The organism is Desulfovibrio sp. 7SRBS1 (assembly GCF_049723905.1).
Taxonomy (GTDB): Bacteria; Desulfobacterota; Desulfovibrionia; order Desulfovibrionales; family Desulfovibrionaceae.
In genome coordinates this window covers 3,873,194-3,889,501 of record NZ_JBJKFD010000001.1, presented here as the reverse complement: position 1 = coordinate 3,889,501, position 16,308 = coordinate 3,873,194, and the positions used below count along the sequence as shown (strand labels likewise).

Here is a 16,308-nt window from a genome sequence, read left to right as displayed (position 1 = left end):
GCGCCTTGCTCCCATACCTTTCTGAGCAGCCTGCCTAATTACATCGGATAATCGAGCGCTTCGGGAATCATCACGCCGGTCAGTGCATCGGCGGCCTGATCCTTTGCCAGCCGGACGCCTGCCATGGCGCGGTCGGCCTGGGCGCGCAGGCTGTCGAACTGGTCGGCGGCTTCCGGAGCCTGGTCCAGAAAACCATAGTACAGCTCGGCACAGATGCGGTTGGATTCACCGGCGCTGCGTGCGGCCTGGGTGGCGGCGAGTCCGGCAAAGAATGCCAGCGTGCCTTCCAGTCCTTCGGCGACAACGGGGTTCAGGGGCCCTTTTTCCTGAAGTTCGCGCACGTCCATGATGAAAAAGCGTGCGGCGATCAGCCAGCAGAGGGCATCGGCCAGAGGAAAGGTCACGCCCTGACGCTTGGAATGATAGAGCTTGCGCCCGTTGGCGTCCTTTGTCTTGCGCATGGCATCCAGGGTGAAACGCCAAAGCTTCATGGCCGCGGCCAGGGCTTTTGCTCCGGTTTCCGGGGCCTGACCGGCCATGGATTCAAGCTGGGCAGTCCACTTGTCGAACACCGCCAGAAAGACGTCGTTGATCATGGTAGCCGTAAGGTGGCGACGCTGCACGGCTTCGGGGCCTTCGTAGGTGGCTTCAAGCTGCGAGTCGGTCCACTTATGAAAGAGGAAGCCGGGGCAGTCTTCGGTAATGCCGTATCCGCCCATAAGGGCCACGGCTTCGCGCATCATGGTTCCGCCCACTCCGGTGTTCCAGAGCTTGCAGCCGGGGTTGAGCACACCGGCCAGGGCTTCCATGTAGGAGAACTGAACCAGGGTGTCGTTGCTCAGTTCGCTGTAACGGGCGGCGTCGCGTTCGGCTTCGGGAGCAAATTCCATGTCCACGAATTCGAGCACGTCCTTGGCCCGTTTGCGCAGGGCGCTGAACTGGGCCCGCGGCCCGGCAACGCCCAACTCCTGGAAATGTTTCTCTTTGGCCCGCTCGATGGGATCGAAGCTGTCGGCCAGACGGGCCGCTCCGAATCCGAGCGAGGCTCCGGCTTCACCGCTTGCCCAGACGTCGGCCAGACGTTGCAGCGCATCTTCCTTCTGCTGCAGGCCGAGGTCGTAGCGGGGAGAGCCTTCCTGGGAGGCGTCGCCGCCGCGGAAACGCTGACGATGGTAGCGGATGACAGGCTCGACTGCGGACAGCAGTTTGGCCGAGGTCATAAGCCCCACGGGAATGCGCGTACGGTGGAAAACCGATGCAATGACTTCGCTGTGGCTGTGCTTGGGCACGATAACGCCGTCCACCACATCGTATCCGCCGATGATGCGGCTGGCGGGAATGGTCAGGCTGAATACCGGGTCGCGGGTGGAGGAAAGCTGATGCACCATTTTAAGGGTAGGTGCGCCACGGTCAAAGGTGCCGGGATCTTCCTCGGTGAGGATGACCATGCAGGACCCCTTGATGCGTTCGTCGTCGGATTCCACGGCAGCTGTTATATAGTTGGCAAAGTCCATATTGGTGATGAACCTGCCGCGTTTTTCAATCTTGAGCATGGGTTCCTGGCCGTCTTCCCAACTCTCGATGCGCATCCTGCCGCCCAGCACGCCGGTATCAACGCCCACATAGGGCAGCGGTTCCGTAAGGGCGAAAGCGCCGCGCCAGGTTCCGCGCTCGTCGCCGGACTGGCCGGGAACGCATTTGCTCATGAATTCGTTGCGCTGTTCCGGTGTGCCTTTTTCGTGGATGGGAGCCAGGGCCAGGTTGTTGGCCAGGCTGCAGGTGGCTGCGCCGCCGTCAACCCAGGAAAGCTCGAAGGCAACCAGGGCCAGGGCCATATTTTTGGGGCCTTCGATAAAGCCGCCCTGGGCCGGGTCCATAAACAGGGCTGTAAGGCCGGAGTTGTCGAAAGCAGTAAGAAGTTCGGCTTTGGCGTCGTTCCATTCGTGCGATTTGCGCACTCCGTCGCCCACCATGCGGGCTACAGTGCTCCGGGCAATGGAGCGGGCCGACTGCACGGCCATCTGGATATCGAAGCGGTCAGCAAATCGCCACATTATCTGGCGGACGTCGTCGCCAGGCAGAGTCTTGAGTTTTTCCATGCGTACTTCCTGTTTTTCCGTGCATTCCAATTCGGATTTTTGCGTTTAGGGATTAATTCAAACACTAGATTGCGTCAATCTTCGCCCATTTCCTCACAAAGTCCTGTTTAAAATACGTATATCACGTACTAAAAACTATATGTACTCATTTGCTTGACTATCTTCGCATACCAAGTATATATTGCAGCCAAGCCACCGGGAATCCAAATGCACGACATCAACCTCAGTAACGGAGTTTTTCATGAGCAAGATGGTCATCGCCGGATTGGACAATATTGCCGAACAGCTGGGCTGTTCGCGCAAAACATTGTACAAATGGATCAACAGCAAGGATTTCCCGGCCTTTAAGATGGACGGGATCTGGCGCGTACTTCCGCGCGATGCGGAGCAGTGGCTCAGCCGCCAGCGCATGGCACAGACGGGAAGCCAAAGTTCCTGCCGCATGCGCTGAGTCTTCCCCCGGAGTTCCGTCCATAGTTTCCACCCGGTCTGGTTGCGCTGCTGTCCGACGGCAGACGCGACCTCCGGCCTGGGAGGCAGACTGCACGGGGAAAGACGCCACCGACCCCAAATTTCCGCGTCATTTTTTTCTTACGCCTTGCCCAAACTTACGTATTTTCAATATCCTCTTTTTTTCGTATGGTTGTAAGAAATTAAAATACAATCTCCAATGCAAAAAGACACACCCAACCGAATAATGGTCGTGGACGACGAGCGAATCGTCGCCTTGGACATACAACATACGCTCACCCGATTGGGCTATGAGGTTGTAGCCGTTGCCGCTTCCGGCCGCGAAGCCATAACGGGTGCCGAAGAAACGTATCCCGACCTCGTGCTCATGGACATTCGCCTCAAGGACGACATGGACGGCATTGAGGCTGCCGAACATATCCATGAAATCTTCGATGTTCCCGTTGTCTTTCTTACCGCGTATTCCGACGAGGAAACCCTGCTCAGGGCAAAAAACGCCATGCCCTTCGGCTATCTGGTCAAACCGTTCGAGGAACGGGAGCTGCACTCGACCATAGAAGTGGCCTTGAACAAGCATGTGCTGGAGCAGGAACTGAAGGCCGCCAAAATGGAGGCGGAAAAGGCCAGCCTTGCCAAGAGTTCCTTTTTGGCAAACATGAGCCACGAAATCCGCACGCCCATGAACGGCATCATAGGCATGTCCAACCTGCTGCTGGAAACACAACTCAACGCAGAGCAGCGGGAATTCCTGATTATGGTCAAGGACTCCGCGTCCTCCCTTCTGGCGGTCCTCAACGACATTCTCGATTTTTCGTCCATGGAGTCGGGAGACCTGACCCTGTCCGAACGAAAGTTCAGCCTGTGCAAAGCCGTGGATGCCACTTGCAATGCCCTGACATTTCAGGCCCGTACCAAAAACATCAACTTTACCTGGAAAATAGACAATGACGTGCCGGACGCGCTCATAGGAGATGCAGGCAAGCTCAAGCAGGTACTCTATCACATCGTCGGCAACGGGGTAAAATTCACCGAATCGGGAAGTGTGGCCCTGCATGTGTCGTGCGCCAAATGCACACCAAGCAAAATCCTCCTGCACTTCAGCATCACGGATACCGGGGTGGGAATTCCCGGCGAAAAGCGTACGCAGATTTTCGAAAGCTTTACCCAGGCAGAAAATTACCTTACCCGCAAACACGGCGGCACAGGCCTGGGGCTGGCCATATCCCGCGAGCTTGTCCGCATGTTGGGCGGCACTCTGGAACTGAGCAGCAAGGAAAACAAGGGAACGAATTTTACCTTTACCGTAGCGTTTCGGCGAAACGCCCAAACGGCAACAACCGAGTGCGCTGTACAGCAGACGCGCAAGGCGCCAGCCGACATCAATATTCTTGTGGCCGAGGACAACTACACCAACAGGCGGCTGGCCCAGCGTCTTCTGGAAAAGGGAGGCCACAGCGTCACTGCCGTGGAAAATGGTCGGCAATGCGTGGATATTCTTGCCCAGGAAAACTTCGACGTCGTGGTCATGGACCTGCAGATGCCGGTCATGAGCGGGCTGGAAGCCATCAGGAAGATTCGGGCCGGGCACGTACCGGGCACCGCTGCGGATCTGCCCATAGTGGTTATGACTGCCCACTCGCGCGAGGAAGCCACGTTCAGCCTGGACGATCTGGAGGTCAATGTTTTTCTGTCCAAACCCATTTCCTCAGCAGGCCTGCACGACGCCATAAGTGCCGCGCTGAGCGGGGCGCGCATGCCCGCATTCGGTTCGCAGGCCGACGGCTCCTATATAGACTTTCGCGGCACCATGCACCGTCTGGGCGGCGACAGGGATCTCATACTCGATGTCTGGAAGGCCTATACCAAGGACGTTCCCGCCAAGGTCAAAGCCCTGGACCTGGCTCTGGAAGAGGAAGACCTGGAAACGGTTTCCCACTTTGCCATGGCCGTGAAAGGGGCCTCGGCAAATGCCGGTGCGGTTGCCGCCGGAGAAATAGCGGGCAAGCTCGCGTCCGCCGCCGACGGCCACGACATGGCGCACGTCCGGAACCTCACGGCCCCTCTCAAGGAAGCCGTCAGCCGGACCATCGACGAAATGCACCTGCACATTCAGGCCGGATGATCAGCCCCATTTACTAGCCCTCCCCAAACACCATCTGTCAACATCTGTCAGCATATGTCCGGGGCCTTTGCCTGGCGTAGTGGCAACGCCCTGCCCGGCTGCCATAAAAAACGGGAAGGTCCTGTGCAGAACCTCCCCGGATTTTTTTATGCTCTGTATACGGTAGCAGACTGGGGTGTCAGCCCTCGTGCCCTGCCCGCAAGACCCGCTTCATAAAAGGAGCCGTCCACGCGGCAGCCAGCATGGTGACCATAGCCCGCCATGCGTTTTACCAAACAGGAGGGGCAAGCAGCCTGAAGAACCCGGACTAAATAACGTCCTTCACTGCCCGCAGCGCGGCTTCATAGTCGGGCTCGTTTCCGATTTCCGGCACAATCTGCGCATGGCGCAGAACGCCTTCCCGGTCCACTACAAACACGGCCCGGCCCAGCAGACGCAGTTCACTGACAAGCATGCCCCAGTTCTTGCCGAAAGCGGCCTCCTTGTGGTCGGAGAGGGTCTCCAGGTTTTCTATGCCTGCCGCCCCGCACCACCTTGCCTGGGCAAAGGGCAGGTCCATGCTGATGACCAGCACCTGCACGTCTTCGGACAGGGAAGCAGCCTCGGCATTGAAGCGCTTGGTTTCCAGGTCGCACACAGGAGTATCCAGCGACGGAACAGAGGCGATAAGCAGCACCTTGCCCTTGTAATCGGCCATGCCCTTCGCGGTCATGTCGTTTGCCACGCAGGTGAAGTCGGGTGCCGGTGCACCGACGGTCGGTTCGGTTCCTTCCAGATGAAGAGGTGCGCCACCCATAGTAGTAATTCTTTCAGAAGCCATGGAGATCTCCTTAGGTTTGTTTATTTGATGGGAATAAATATTACTTTCAAAGAGTACCCACATTGCAACATAACACAAACATGCCCGCGGCGACAATCCACCTTGCGGCAAAGAAAGAATGACCTTTCCCTGCAAGTCAGGGAGCACGGGCAATCGCCTTACGCCTTTTCCCGTTGACCCCAACGTACAGGGCAATGTATGTGCACGTCCATGAGCACCAAACGCATGGGATTTATCGTTTTCGCCGTCATCGTTCTGGCCGGGGCGTGCCAGCTGGTCATATTTTTCCCCGAGCTTCCGGCCAAGGTCGTCACCCAGTCCGATGCCTATGGAAAACCAATCACCACGCTCGCCAAAGCGGCCATGGGCGGCATCGACGTATTGGTCCTCATATTGGGTTCCCTGTATTTCATCTGCTGCGGGCTCTTCATCCACAAGCTGCCGACACGCTACCTCAAAATTCTTCCCAACCGCGACTATTGGCTGGCCCCGGACAAACTGCAGGACACCATGGACTATCTCGCCACCAGCATCATCTGGCTGGGCAACGCCACCATGCTCATGTTCCTGACTATTTTTCAGATGATCTACATGGTGAATACCAATTCGCTGGCCTTTTCCCTTTCCACGGGAACATCGCTGGCCACCACGCTCTACCTCACCTACGTTTTCATTGCGCTGATCAGATTCAAAAATCATTTTCGCGTAGCCGATCAGACCACAAACTAGAGCAAGCCGCTACCAACTCCTGTTCTTCCCACCTCTTGCGCGGAGAATCCTTTTCTCCCACCTTTCTGCTATGGTTTCTTCCAGAGTGAGAAAAGACTATCTCAACGAATAATAATTGAGTTCAGCCTGTTATCTTGCTATAAAAAAGCTTAATCTAGAAGATTCACAAAATATTATTATGAAACGACCGAATACCATATCATCCCGGGCCGATGATTTGTCGGACCGAGAACAGGTATGTCCTCCTCCGTTCGACGAACGGACTATTTCGGCCCTTATCCCCACCCTTCTGGAATACAACCCTGACGCCACCGTCCTTATCCGGGATGGCATCATCGTGGACTGCAACGAGGCCGCCACCCAACTTTCCGGCTATCCCCGGAACGAAATCGTCGGTAAAAACGCCGATTATTTTTGGCAGGAAAGCTCCCGCTCCCTTATCGAAGCCCAGCTTGCCCTGGTTATGCAGGGAGAAACCGTACGCGGAGAAGCACAGGTTCAACACGCCCAGGGCAGGCTGTTCGACGTGGAATACATCATCAAGCGGCTCAAAGACGCTGCCCCGCCAATCATTATGAGCACGGCCCGCGACATTACCCCACGCAGACATGCCGAACGCGCGGCGGCCATAATGCTGGGCATCTCCCAGGCCGTAAGCTCCACCATGGATCTGCCGTCGCTGTATAAAAAGATCCACACGCTGCTGCTGCAGCACATCATGGCCGACACCATGTTCCTGGCCCTGTACGATGACAGACGCGATACCCTGACCATTGTCTATTCCTCGGACAACGGCGATCCGCCTGTAACGCTTCTTGATATATTTGCCGACGAAGCACCAAGCCTTTCCGCCGAGGTCATCCGCCGTGCCGCACCGCTGCTGATGGACGGCAAGGAAATACGACAGTTCTTCAATACCAGTGGCACCGTGCGATTCGGCCATAAGGCCGAGTCATGGCTTGGGGTTCCCCTGCGCATTCGCGGCCATGTAAAAGGAGTACTTGGGCTGGAGCATTACACCGACCCCCGGAAGTTTTCCAAACGCGAGGCAGACCTGCTGACCGCCGTGTCGGAACAGACGGCCCTGGCCATAGAACGCAGACGGCAGGAAGATGAACTCCGCCACGGCCAGTCCATGTTCAACGCCTTTATGGACAACATCCCCGGACTGGCTTTTATAAAGGATTTGCAAGGCCGCTACACGTTCATCAACAAGTACTACTCGACCCAGATGGAGGATTCGCTCGACCAACTGCGTGGAAAAACAGACGAGAAGTTCTGGTCGGAGCCCCTGATCACCACCATCAGGGAAAATGATCGCCTCGTTCTGCAAACCGGTAAACCACATACTGTTACCGTGCAGTCCGACACCAAGGGGAAGGCCAACTTTTTCCAGACCACGGTTTTTCCCATCCAGGCCGACGGCGTTACCAAGGGCGTTGGCGGGGTGGCCTTTGACGTCACCGTGCTGCGCGAGACCGAAAAAAACCTTGCGCATGCCGAACAGAAATATGCAGGGCTGGTGGACAGCGCACTTGAAGGAATATTCGTTGCCACGGAATCGGGAGAATTCATTTCCGCCAACAAGGCCATGTGCGGCTTCTTCGGTTTTTCCCATCCCCAAACATTCATAAACTACATGCCGTCCATTCTGGACGTTTTCGAGTCTCCGGACGACGGCCGCAATTTTCTCCAAGCGCTCCGGGTAAACGGTACCTGCTCCAAGTACGAGGTCCCCGTAACCCGGTATGACGGCGCCCGCACCTGGGTTTCCATATCGGCCTGGCTGGTTGCCTCGCCGGACGGCGGAAGCCGGACAATAGAAGGGCTGGCACTGAACATCACAGACCGCAAAATGCGCGAATTCACCATGGCCGTACGGCTCCAGATAGCCGAGGTGATGGAAAGCGACGACAAGCTGGACAGCCTGTATGCCGCCATCCACAAAACCCTGGCCCGCTACATTTATGCCAAAAACTTCTTCATCGCCCTGGTGGATGAAAAGAACGACAGCCTGTACTTCCCGTATTTTGTCGATGAAATGGACACCGAATTTGAACTGGTGAACCATATCTCCACGTCAAACAAGAAATCGGCGGCCCTGGAAGTCATCCGTTCCACCCGACCGCTTCTTCTGACCAGCGACAATGCAGACAGATTTGTCGGAACAGTGCCGCAGACATGGCTGGGCACCCCCCTGCGGCTGCGGGATAAGACAATCGGTGCGGTGGCGGTTCAAAATTACCATACCCGCAACTGCTACTCGCCGCAGGATGCGGATCTGCTGGCCGCGGCCGCGGACCAGGCGGCACTGGGCATTGAACGCAAACGGCACCAGGAGGAAATGCAGCGGGCCAACGACGCCCTGGAAGAACGCGTCCGCATGCGCACGGCCGAACTCAAGATAGCCAAGGACCAGGCCGAATCCGCCACTCGCGCCAAGAGCACCTTTCTGGCCAACATGACGCACGAAATACGCACCCCCATCAATGCCGTCATGGGCATGGCGACCCTGCTCGAAGACACCAATCTCTCGCCCCGGCAGACCGACCTTGTTTCCATTATGAAGTCGTCGTCCCGCAACCTGCTGCTCCTGGTCAACGACATCCTGGATTTTTCCAAGGCAGAGGCGGGCAAGCTCCAATTCGAGGGCATCGAATGTTCGCCCAGCGCCATTGCCGAGGAAGCCGCCGTCATGTTTCAGAACATGACGCGGAAACGGCCGGTGGAGTTCCTTCTCGACCTCTCCCCGGACGTGCCCGATGATGTCCTCTCCGACCCGCTGCGCCTGCACCAGGTTTTGCAGAACCTGCTGTCCAATGCCTTCAAATTTACGGAAAAAGGCCAGGTGGTCCTCCGACTTTCCACCGTACACTCGGACGAGACTACCTGCACGGTGCGGTTTTCCGTGCAGGACACCGGCCCCGGCATACCATGGAAAGCGCAAAGGGATCTGTTCAAGCCCTTTACCCAGGAAAACAGTTCCATTGCCCGCAACTTCGGCGGAACCGGACTGGGCCTTTCCATCTGCAAAAACATCGTAGTCGGCCTTGGCGGAAAAATTTGGGCAGAGAGCGTCCCCGGCCAGGGAAGCACCTTTCTCTTTGAAATTCCTTTTCCTTTGGGGACGAGCAGGACTTCCGCGCCAAACAGCACCCTTTCCGGAAAAAAAATCTGCATTGTCGATCCGCTGGATACTTCGCGGCAAACGGCCAAACTGCATTTCCTCAAACAAGGTATGCGCACTGCGGCCTTTGCCCTGCCCACGGACATTCCCCACCAATTGGACTGCGACCTCCTCTACGTGCGCGCGCCATACAAGGCCCCGCCCCAGGAGCTGGCCCGTGTTGCCTCCAAGCGCCTGAAAAATTCCCATACGCCCATCATCATGGCTGGCATTCCGTCCCACAGGACTGCTACCGGGGAAATCCCGGGAGGTTTTTACCTGGACAAGCCGGTTCGGCCCTCCGTGCTCGTAAAATCCGCGGAAAGACTGTTGTTGACGCAGCAAGGTGCCGGGGACGGGCTGCCCACGCCCCACGCGCCACCGGACAAGCCCCTGCAGGGATTGCGCGTTCTTGTGGCCGAGGACAACGATGTGAACGCCAAGGTTACACGGGGATTTCTCAGGTCGGCGGGGGCGGTCCCGCACGTGGTGGTCAATGGTCTGGAAGCATTGAAGGCAGTGAAAGGCGGACAGGAATTCGATATCATACTCATGGACGTGCGCATGCCCGTGATGGATGGCCTGGAGGCCACCCGGCGCATACGGGAAATGCTGAACGATGCGGCTCCGCCCATTGTCGCCATGACCGCCCACGCCCAGGACACGGAACAGGACGCCTGCCTTGAAGCCGGGATGCTGGGTTTCATCCCCAAACCCGTGGACCGGAATTCTTTTAACGAGATCGTGGCCCGCACGGCCCGCAAGCCGAAACACGCAGGGCAGCATGTTCGCCCTGCACTCCAATCCGCCCAATCCGGCCCGACCGCTCAATTCGGCCAAGCTGGCCTCGCCGGTTGCTCAAGCTCCATCACCGACGATGCACAAGAACCGCCCAGTCTGGACCTGGACGACGCCATGAAGCGATTCGACAACGACCACGACCTGTTCAGTCAGGTCTTGGAAAAATTCATCAGTGTGTCGGATAACTATCTGGACGATCTCAACAGCAGCCTGAGCGAAGAAGATTTTTCCACGGCCTTGCGGTTTGCCCATTCCCTTGCCGGAGCGGCTGGAAACGTATCGGCCACGCATTTGTGCATTACCGCCCGGAACATGGAAAGAGCCCTGAAACAGGACGAGGTGGAAAAGGCCCTGGAAATTCACGGATCCCTGCCACAGATACTGGATATGGCGGTTCAGGCCATGCAGGAGTATCTGGCAACCGGCCCTACGGCCTGACACACCTCCCAGCCGCCCCAAGACTGCGTACAAATCCGACACAGACCTTCGGTGATCAAATCCGGCAATCACGCCCGGTGATCAGGCCCGGTGATCTAATCCGGCGCGCTCCCAAACGAACCGGAAACACTCTTTCCCTCAGACGTCTTACGCCCCTGCGGCCCCGCCTCCCGGCAGCAGCCCGCACTCGGGAAACTGCTGTATGGCCTCCTTTACAAGGCCCAGCCTGTCCTGCACCGCCAACCGCCCCAAGTGGATGATCTCCTTGATGCGCTCGGCTTCCCATATCTGCAACGGCCGGTTGTACGTCACGTACACGGGGATTATTTCATAATAGTGCATGGAAATGGCCATGGGCAGCTGGCTCTGGATGAGCGAACGGCGGTACATCTTGGTCGTGTTCAGAAAGCTTTCCGCAAAGCCCGACGGCTCCGGGTTCACCGCGTCCTCGAAATACACGGCAATAATCACATCCATATTTTCCCGCACCGCCTGCAAGACCGGGAGCGGGGAGCGGAATCCGCCGTCCATGAGCAGCCTGCCGCCGATCCTGGCAGGTGGCATAAGAGGATACATGGCACCGCTGGCATAGACCGCCTGGGCCAGATTGCCCGATTCCAGCTGAACGCTCCGACCGCTCATGGCGTCCGTGGTGACCAGCATGGTCCGGTGCGAAAGAGAGGAAATGTCCTGATCCTTGAAGATGGCCTCGTACACGCGCTGCAACCCGTGCGGCCGGAGGATGGCGCTATCCAGATGGAAGCGGCCCTTTTCCTCGTCCGGGATGCTCATAATGGCATTGATGTCGTAGTCGGAATACAGCTCTTTGGCGTGTGCCTTGGCAAACAGGCTGGAAATCTGGCGCATGTCGTAGCCTGCGCCCCACAGGGCGGCAAGCAGGGCGCCGCCTCCGCAGCCGACAACGAGGTCCACCTGGATGTTCTCGCTCTGCAGGGCCTCGATGAGTGGAAGCGCGGCAAAGGCCTTTATGCCCTCCGAGCCCAGCACCACTCCCACACGCGGACGACCGGGATCTTTCTTGCGGACCGGAGGGTTGCGTTTTTTCTTTTCCGAAGGAATCGCTTGCGCGGAATTCTGGTCAATGGCTTCGAAGTCCCACCCCGCTTCATCGGATTCGGTAGCGCGAACCGGATGAACGTTCCCGTCGTTGCCCATACAAACCGCCTTGAAAAAGATGTTGGCCTACTGCGAACCGTCCGCAGCCGCCTTTGTTTTGGACGCCTTGTTCTGTAGCTCATCCACAATACGGCTTACTATAGGAAAGAGATTTTTGGCTATGATTTCCGCGCCCTGCTCGTTGGGATGAATACCGTCGGGCAGGTTGAGCGACTTGTCTCCGGCCACGCCTTCCAAAAGGAACGGATAATACGCGGCCACGTCATACTTTTCCGCAAGCCGGTCGAACACGCCCTGAAACTGGCGCGCATAGCCGTGGCCCATATTGGGCGGTGCCATCATGCCTGCAAAGATAACCGGCACGTTTTCCGATTTCAGCCGCGAAAGCATGGAATCCAGGTTCGACTCCATAAGCCGGGTGGATAGCCCCCGCAGGCCATCGTTGGCCCCAAGGCAGAGGATGACAAGGTCGGGTTCGTCCCGCAGCGCCCAGCCCAGCCGGGAGAGTCCGCCCGCCGTGGTGTCGCCGGAAACCCCGGCGTTGATGATCCGCACATCCCTGCCGGAATCCAGCAGCAGACGTTCCAAAACATCGGGATAGGCCTGTCCGGCGCGCAGTCCCCACCCGGCGGTGAGACTGTCGCCAAACGCTACGATGGTCGTCATGTCGGCTTGCGCCATGGTCGGGAACCCCGTACAAATCAGGTAGAAGAAGACAAGAAAAGAAAACAGTCGTTTCATATGGATCCTGCAACGGGAGACGGAAGTGAACACACCGACGGATGCCGACGCCATCAGACTTTCCCGCATTTTTCTGACACTACAGAGCAGTGCCGGACCCGTCAACGTCCTCAACGGCGTGGACCTCGCGGTCCGGCGCGGCGACAGCGTAGGTATCATGGGCCCTTCCGGCGCTGGCAAGACCTCGCTGCTGATGGTGGCCTCGGGGCTGGAACGCCCCACCTCCGGCAGCGTGACCATTGCGGACAAGCGCCTGGACACCATGGACGAAACCGGCCTGGCCCGATTCCGCGGCGCGCACGTGGGCATCGTGTTCCAGTCGTTCCATCTTATAGGTTCCATGACCGCCCTGGAAAACGTGGCCCTGCCCCTGGAGCTGGCCCGGCGGGGCAACGTTGACGACAACATGCGGACCGCTGCCGAGTCTCTGGCCGCCGTGGGTCTCAAGGAACGCATGGACCACTACCCCGGCCAGCTTTCCGGCGGCGAACAGCAGCGCGTGGCCCTGGCCCGCGCCTTTGCCCCCGGCCCGGAAATCCTGCTGGCCGACGAACCCACGGGCAACCTGGACGAGACAACCGGCGACATGGTCATGGACCTGATCTTCACCCTTGCCGCGGCACGAAACACCACCATGGTTCTGGTAACGCACAATCCGTCCCTGGCCGCACGCTGCACGCGGCGGCTGCGCATGGCCGGCGGCCATCTGGAAGAGGCAACGGAGACAGCCGCATGAACTCCGCCCTGCCCGTACCGCTGCGTCTGGCGCGCCGGGAGATGCGTACCGGGCTGGGCCGTTTCGGGGTTTTTCTGGCCTGCCTTGCCCTGGGCGTGGGACTCATTTCCGCGGTCGGTTCCCTTTCGGCCTCGGTGGAATCCGGCATCCGGCGCGACGCCAAATCCCTGCTGGGCGGCGACCTTTCCGTTAGCCGTCCCTTTTTGCCCATCAAAAACGACGAACTCGACTTTCTCCGCTCCCAAGGCCGCGTCAGCCACATAGCCACCATGCGGGCCATGGCCTTTGCCATGAATGATTCCGGCACAGCGGAAGAACAAGCCGCCCCCAACAGCTCAACCGATGCCCCGGCTGACACACCCGATTCATCCAATTTACCTGGAAAGACCGCGCTTACGGAAATCAAGGCCGTGGACAAGGCCTATCCTCTGGCCGGTACGGTGTTGCTGACGCCGGACATGTCCCTGGCCCAGGCCCTTGCCCCCCTTGCCCCCCGGCAAAACAGCGACACAACCGTCTACGGAGCCGCCGTGGACCCGGCCCTGTCCGACAAGCTGGGCCTGCCCAAAAATCCCGTGGGCCGCTCCATCCGCGTGGGCAATGCCATCTTTCGCATCAATGCGCTCATCCGGCGCGAGCCCGACCGTTCGGCCTCGCTCTTCACCCTGGGGCCGCGTCTGCTCATCACCCTGGACGCCCTCAACGCCACCGGGCTTGTCATGCCCGGCAGTCTGGTCCGCCACTGGGCGCGGCTGGACATGCCCCACACCGCGGGCTCTCAAAGCCCGGACGTTCTTGCCAAGGAGCTGGAAAACCGTTTTCCCACAGCAGGCTGGCGGGTCCGCACCTTTACCCAGGCCTCGCCACGGGTGCGCACCTTTACCGAACGCATGAACACCTTTCTCACCTTTGTGGGGCTGGCCGCCCTGCTCATTGCGGGCGTGGGCATGGGACGCGGCGTGGATTCCTATCTGCGCTCCAAAATGCAGCACATTGCGGTTATGAAATGCCTTGGCTCGTCCACTGCCACGGTCTTTGCCGCCTATCTTTCTCAGGTCATGGCCATTGCCCTGGTCGGTTCCCTGCTGGGTGCGATCATAGGCGGCACGGCCCCCATCTTTGCCGCCAGCGCCATCCAGGCCTTTTTTCCCAGCATGGATGCCTCGCTCCACCTGCTGCCCATGCTTCAGGCCGTGGGTTTCGGCCTGGCAACCGCCCTGGCTTTCAGTCTGCCGCCCCTTACCCGGGCCGCGCACACCTCGCCCGCCCAGCTTTTCCGGGGCTATACAGACCATACGCGCCCAACTCCGGCAAACGCCCTGTCCGGCCAAACCACATTTTGGGAACGCCAGTGGAAAAATCCCCGCGCCGCCCGCCTGTTCAGTATTGCCTGCGGCGTTGTGCTGCTTACGGGCTATGCCCTGCTGGTCACACCCTCGGCCCGGCTCACCCTCTGGTTCTGCCTTGCCTCGGCCGCGTCCATGCTCGTCTTCACCCTGTCCGGGCAGGGGTTGCGCCGCGTCAGCCGCATATTCCGCCCCAAGGGAAGCCCGCGTTTGGCCCTGGCCCTGCGCAGTCTGGACCGGCCCGGCAGCTCTGCCGTGCGTGTCATGCTGGCCCTGGGCCTCGGCCTTACCGCCCTGGTGGCCGTCAATCTGGTCACCTCCAACTTTCACCGCGAAGTCGCCGTGGGTATGGCCGAACGCACCCCGTCCTACTTTTTCATCGACATCCAGAATAATCAGGTGGTCCCTTTCCGGCAGACGGTCCTGGCCGTTCCCGGCGTTACCGACATTGAGCAAAGCCCCATGATCCGGGGACGCATCATGCGCATTAAAGGCAAGCCAGCTGTAGTGGAGGACATCCCGCCCAGCCATCGCTGGGTATTGCGCGGAGACCGGGGCCTGACCTACGCCGCGGACGTGCCGCCGAACTCCAGGGTCGTGGCTGGAAAATGGTGGCCCAAGGACTATTCCGGGCCGCCGCTGATTTCCCTTACACGCGACATAGCCGAAGCCCTGGGCATCGGCCTGGGCGACACCCTCACCATCAATATTCTGGGACGCGAAACCACTGCGCCCGTGGTCAATTATAGGGAAGTCCAGTGGGATTCCCTGCGCATGAACTTTTCCATCGTCTTTGCGCCCGGCTTTCTGGAGGACGCCCCGCTTTCCCACATTGCCGCGGTTTATGCCGATCCCAAGGCCGAAGCGCCGCTTCTTGAAAAAGTCAGCAGGCAGTTCCCCAATGTCTCGTCCATCAACATGCGCGAGGTCCTCAACACCGTCACCTCGGTCTTGGGCAACATCTCCCTGGCAGTCCGCCTTATAGCCTACACCGCCCTGTTCGCGGGTGTGCTCGTGCTTTCCGGTTCCCTGCGCGCCGGGTTGGAAAGCCGCCTGCGCGATGCCGCCGTGATGCGCGTTTTGGGGGCAAGCCCCATGGATGTGCTCCTCTCCCTGGTGTACGAAAACCTGCTTTTGGGAGCCGCCGCCGCAATCACCGCCACAATTCTCGGCACCCTGGCCGCCTGGGGCATCATCTCCGGCATGCTCGGAGCCACCTTTCATCCACTCCCAGCCGTTACCCTGCCCACTGCCCTGGCAGGCATGGCACTAACCCTTGCCACCGGAATGGCTGGCATGTTTCGGGTGCTGCGTCGCAAGCCCATGGCTGCATTGCGGAATGAGTAGGGGGAAATGGGGGAGAGAGAAAAAAAGAAGAAAAGAAAGGAAAGGAAGATGTGGGACTGACATAAGCCATGGTGTCCCTTCGTTCAGTTTTCAAGCATAGGTACGTCGAATTATCCGGAAACAGTGGGGAAACCCGGAGAGGCCCCGGTTTCCCCGTTTGTTTCCGGAACCTTCTCCCCCCTTTCCGGCCCTAAGGGGCCGCAGGTATCTGGCAGAAAGTCATTGCCGCCTCTTTGTACCAAGTAAGGTGAGGTAACGCCCTTGCGCCATAGGTTCCGCAAGCTGCATTGCCAAGTTTTGCGAAGTAGTTATGCCACGCCCCAATTCTTGGGGACGTGGCAAATAAAAGGCCTTT

10 protein-coding genes are annotated in these 16,308 nt (G+C 58.8%); 6 read left to right on the top strand and 4 right to left on the bottom strand.

The window, feature by feature from the left end:
* Positions 1 to 38: 38 nt before the first annotated feature.
* The gene (locus ACI0FJ_RS17215) at positions 39 to 2,099 is read right to left on the bottom strand and encodes an acyl-CoA dehydrogenase family protein (protein ID WP_424305399.1); all 2,061 of its coding nucleotides are present in this window, start codon (positions 2,097 to 2,099) and stop codon (positions 39 to 41) included.
* Positions 2,100 to 2,340: 241 nt separating this feature from the next.
* On the opposite strand from ACI0FJ_RS17215, the gene ACI0FJ_RS17210 reads away from it, so the two are divergent.
* Positions 2,341 to 2,550, top strand: a complete 210-nt coding sequence (locus ACI0FJ_RS17210) for a helix-turn-helix domain-containing protein (protein WP_424305397.1) — start codon at positions 2,341 to 2,343, stop codon at positions 2,548 to 2,550.
* 219 nt (positions 2,551 to 2,769) lie between these two features.
* Positions 2,770 to 4,692 carry a response regulator gene (locus ACI0FJ_RS17205; RefSeq protein WP_424305395.1) on the top strand — a complete coding sequence of 641 codons (1,923 nt, stop codon included), beginning with the start codon at positions 2,770 to 2,772 and terminating at the stop codon, positions 4,690 to 4,692.
* 307 nt (positions 4,693 to 4,999) lie between these two features.
* Here ACI0FJ_RS17205 and tpx read toward each other — a convergent pair whose 3' ends face one another.
* Complete coding sequence (tpx, locus tag ACI0FJ_RS17200) at positions 5,000 to 5,512, bottom strand: thiol peroxidase (protein ID WP_424305393.1); 513 nt, start codon at positions 5,510 to 5,512, stop codon at positions 5,000 to 5,002.
* Positions 5,513 to 5,722: 210 nt separating this feature from the next.
* Here tpx and ACI0FJ_RS17195 point away from each other — a divergent pair, with 210 nt between their 5' ends.
* Positions 5,723 to 6,241 carry a hypothetical protein gene (locus ACI0FJ_RS17195; RefSeq protein WP_424305391.1) on the top strand — a complete coding sequence of 173 codons (519 nt, stop codon included), beginning with the start codon at positions 5,723 to 5,725 and terminating at the stop codon, positions 6,239 to 6,241.
* A 178-nt stretch (positions 6,242 to 6,419) separates the two neighbouring features.
* Positions 6,420 to 10,646 carry a PAS domain S-box protein gene (locus ACI0FJ_RS17190; protein ID WP_424305390.1) on the top strand — a complete coding sequence of 1,409 codons (4,227 nt, stop codon included), beginning with the start codon at positions 6,420 to 6,422 and terminating at the stop codon, positions 10,644 to 10,646.
* Positions 10,647 to 10,793: 147 nt separating this feature from the next.
* On the opposite strand, the gene ACI0FJ_RS17185 is transcribed toward ACI0FJ_RS17190, so the two are convergent.
* Entirely contained in the window at positions 10,794 to 11,822 is a 1,029-nt protein-coding gene (locus tag ACI0FJ_RS17185; protein WP_424305388.1) for a patatin-like phospholipase family protein, read from the bottom strand.
* 27 nt (positions 11,823 to 11,849) lie between these two features.
* Positions 11,850 to 12,524, bottom strand: coding sequence for an arylesterase (locus ACI0FJ_RS17180; protein ID WP_424305386.1), 675 nt, complete (start codon positions 12,522 to 12,524; stop codon positions 11,850 to 11,852).
* A gap of 25 nt (positions 12,525 to 12,549) precedes the next feature.
* Between ACI0FJ_RS17180 and ACI0FJ_RS17175 the strand changes: the two genes are divergently transcribed.
* Both ACI0FJ_RS17175 and ACI0FJ_RS17170 read left to right on the top strand, forming a co-directional pair.
* The gene (locus ACI0FJ_RS17175; RefSeq protein WP_424305384.1) at positions 12,550 to 13,260 is read left to right on the top strand and encodes an ABC transporter ATP-binding protein; all 711 of its coding nucleotides are present in this window, start codon (positions 12,550 to 12,552) and stop codon (positions 13,258 to 13,260) included.
* Positions 13,257 to 15,953, top strand: a complete 2,697-nt coding sequence (locus ACI0FJ_RS17170) for an ABC transporter permease (RefSeq protein ID WP_424305382.1) — start codon at positions 13,257 to 13,259, stop codon at positions 15,951 to 15,953. The genes ACI0FJ_RS17175 and ACI0FJ_RS17170 overlap by 4 nt, the downstream gene beginning before the upstream one ends.
* Positions 15,954 to 16,308: the final 355 nt, after the last annotated feature.

What these genes read in the sequence shown, in the direction of transcription:
- ACI0FJ_RS17210 (WP_424305397.1), top strand. Translation starts at nt 2,341, where the DNA reads ATGAGCAAGATGGTCATCGCCGGATTGGACAATATTGCCGAACAGCTG.
- ACI0FJ_RS17195 (WP_424305391.1), top strand. Translation starts at nt 5,723, where the DNA reads ATGAGCACCAAACGCATGGGATTTATCGTTTTCGCCGTCATCGTTCTG.
- tpx (WP_424305393.1), bottom strand. Translation starts at nt 5,512, where the DNA reads ATGGCTTCTGAAAGAATTACTACTATGGGTGGCGCACCTCTTCATCTG.
- ACI0FJ_RS17205 (WP_424305395.1), top strand. Translation starts at nt 2,770, where the DNA reads ATGCAAAAAGACACACCCAACCGAATAATGGTCGTGGACGACGAGCGA.
- ACI0FJ_RS17185 (WP_424305388.1), bottom strand. Translation starts at nt 11,822, where the DNA reads ATGGGCAACGACGGGAACGTTCATCCGGTTCGCGCTACCGAATCCGAT.
- ACI0FJ_RS17170 (WP_424305382.1), top strand. Translation starts at nt 13,257, where the DNA reads ATGAACTCCGCCCTGCCCGTACCGCTGCGTCTGGCGCGCCGGGAGATG.
- ACI0FJ_RS17180 (WP_424305386.1), bottom strand. Translation starts at nt 12,524, where the DNA reads ATGAAACGACTGTTTTCTTTTCTTGTCTTCTTCTACCTGATTTGTACG.
- ACI0FJ_RS17190 (WP_424305390.1), top strand. Translation starts at nt 6,420, where the DNA reads ATGAAACGACCGAATACCATATCATCCCGGGCCGATGATTTGTCGGAC.
- ACI0FJ_RS17215 (WP_424305399.1), bottom strand. Translation starts at nt 2,099, where the DNA reads ATGGAAAAACTCAAGACTCTGCCTGGCGACGACGTCCGCCAGATAATG.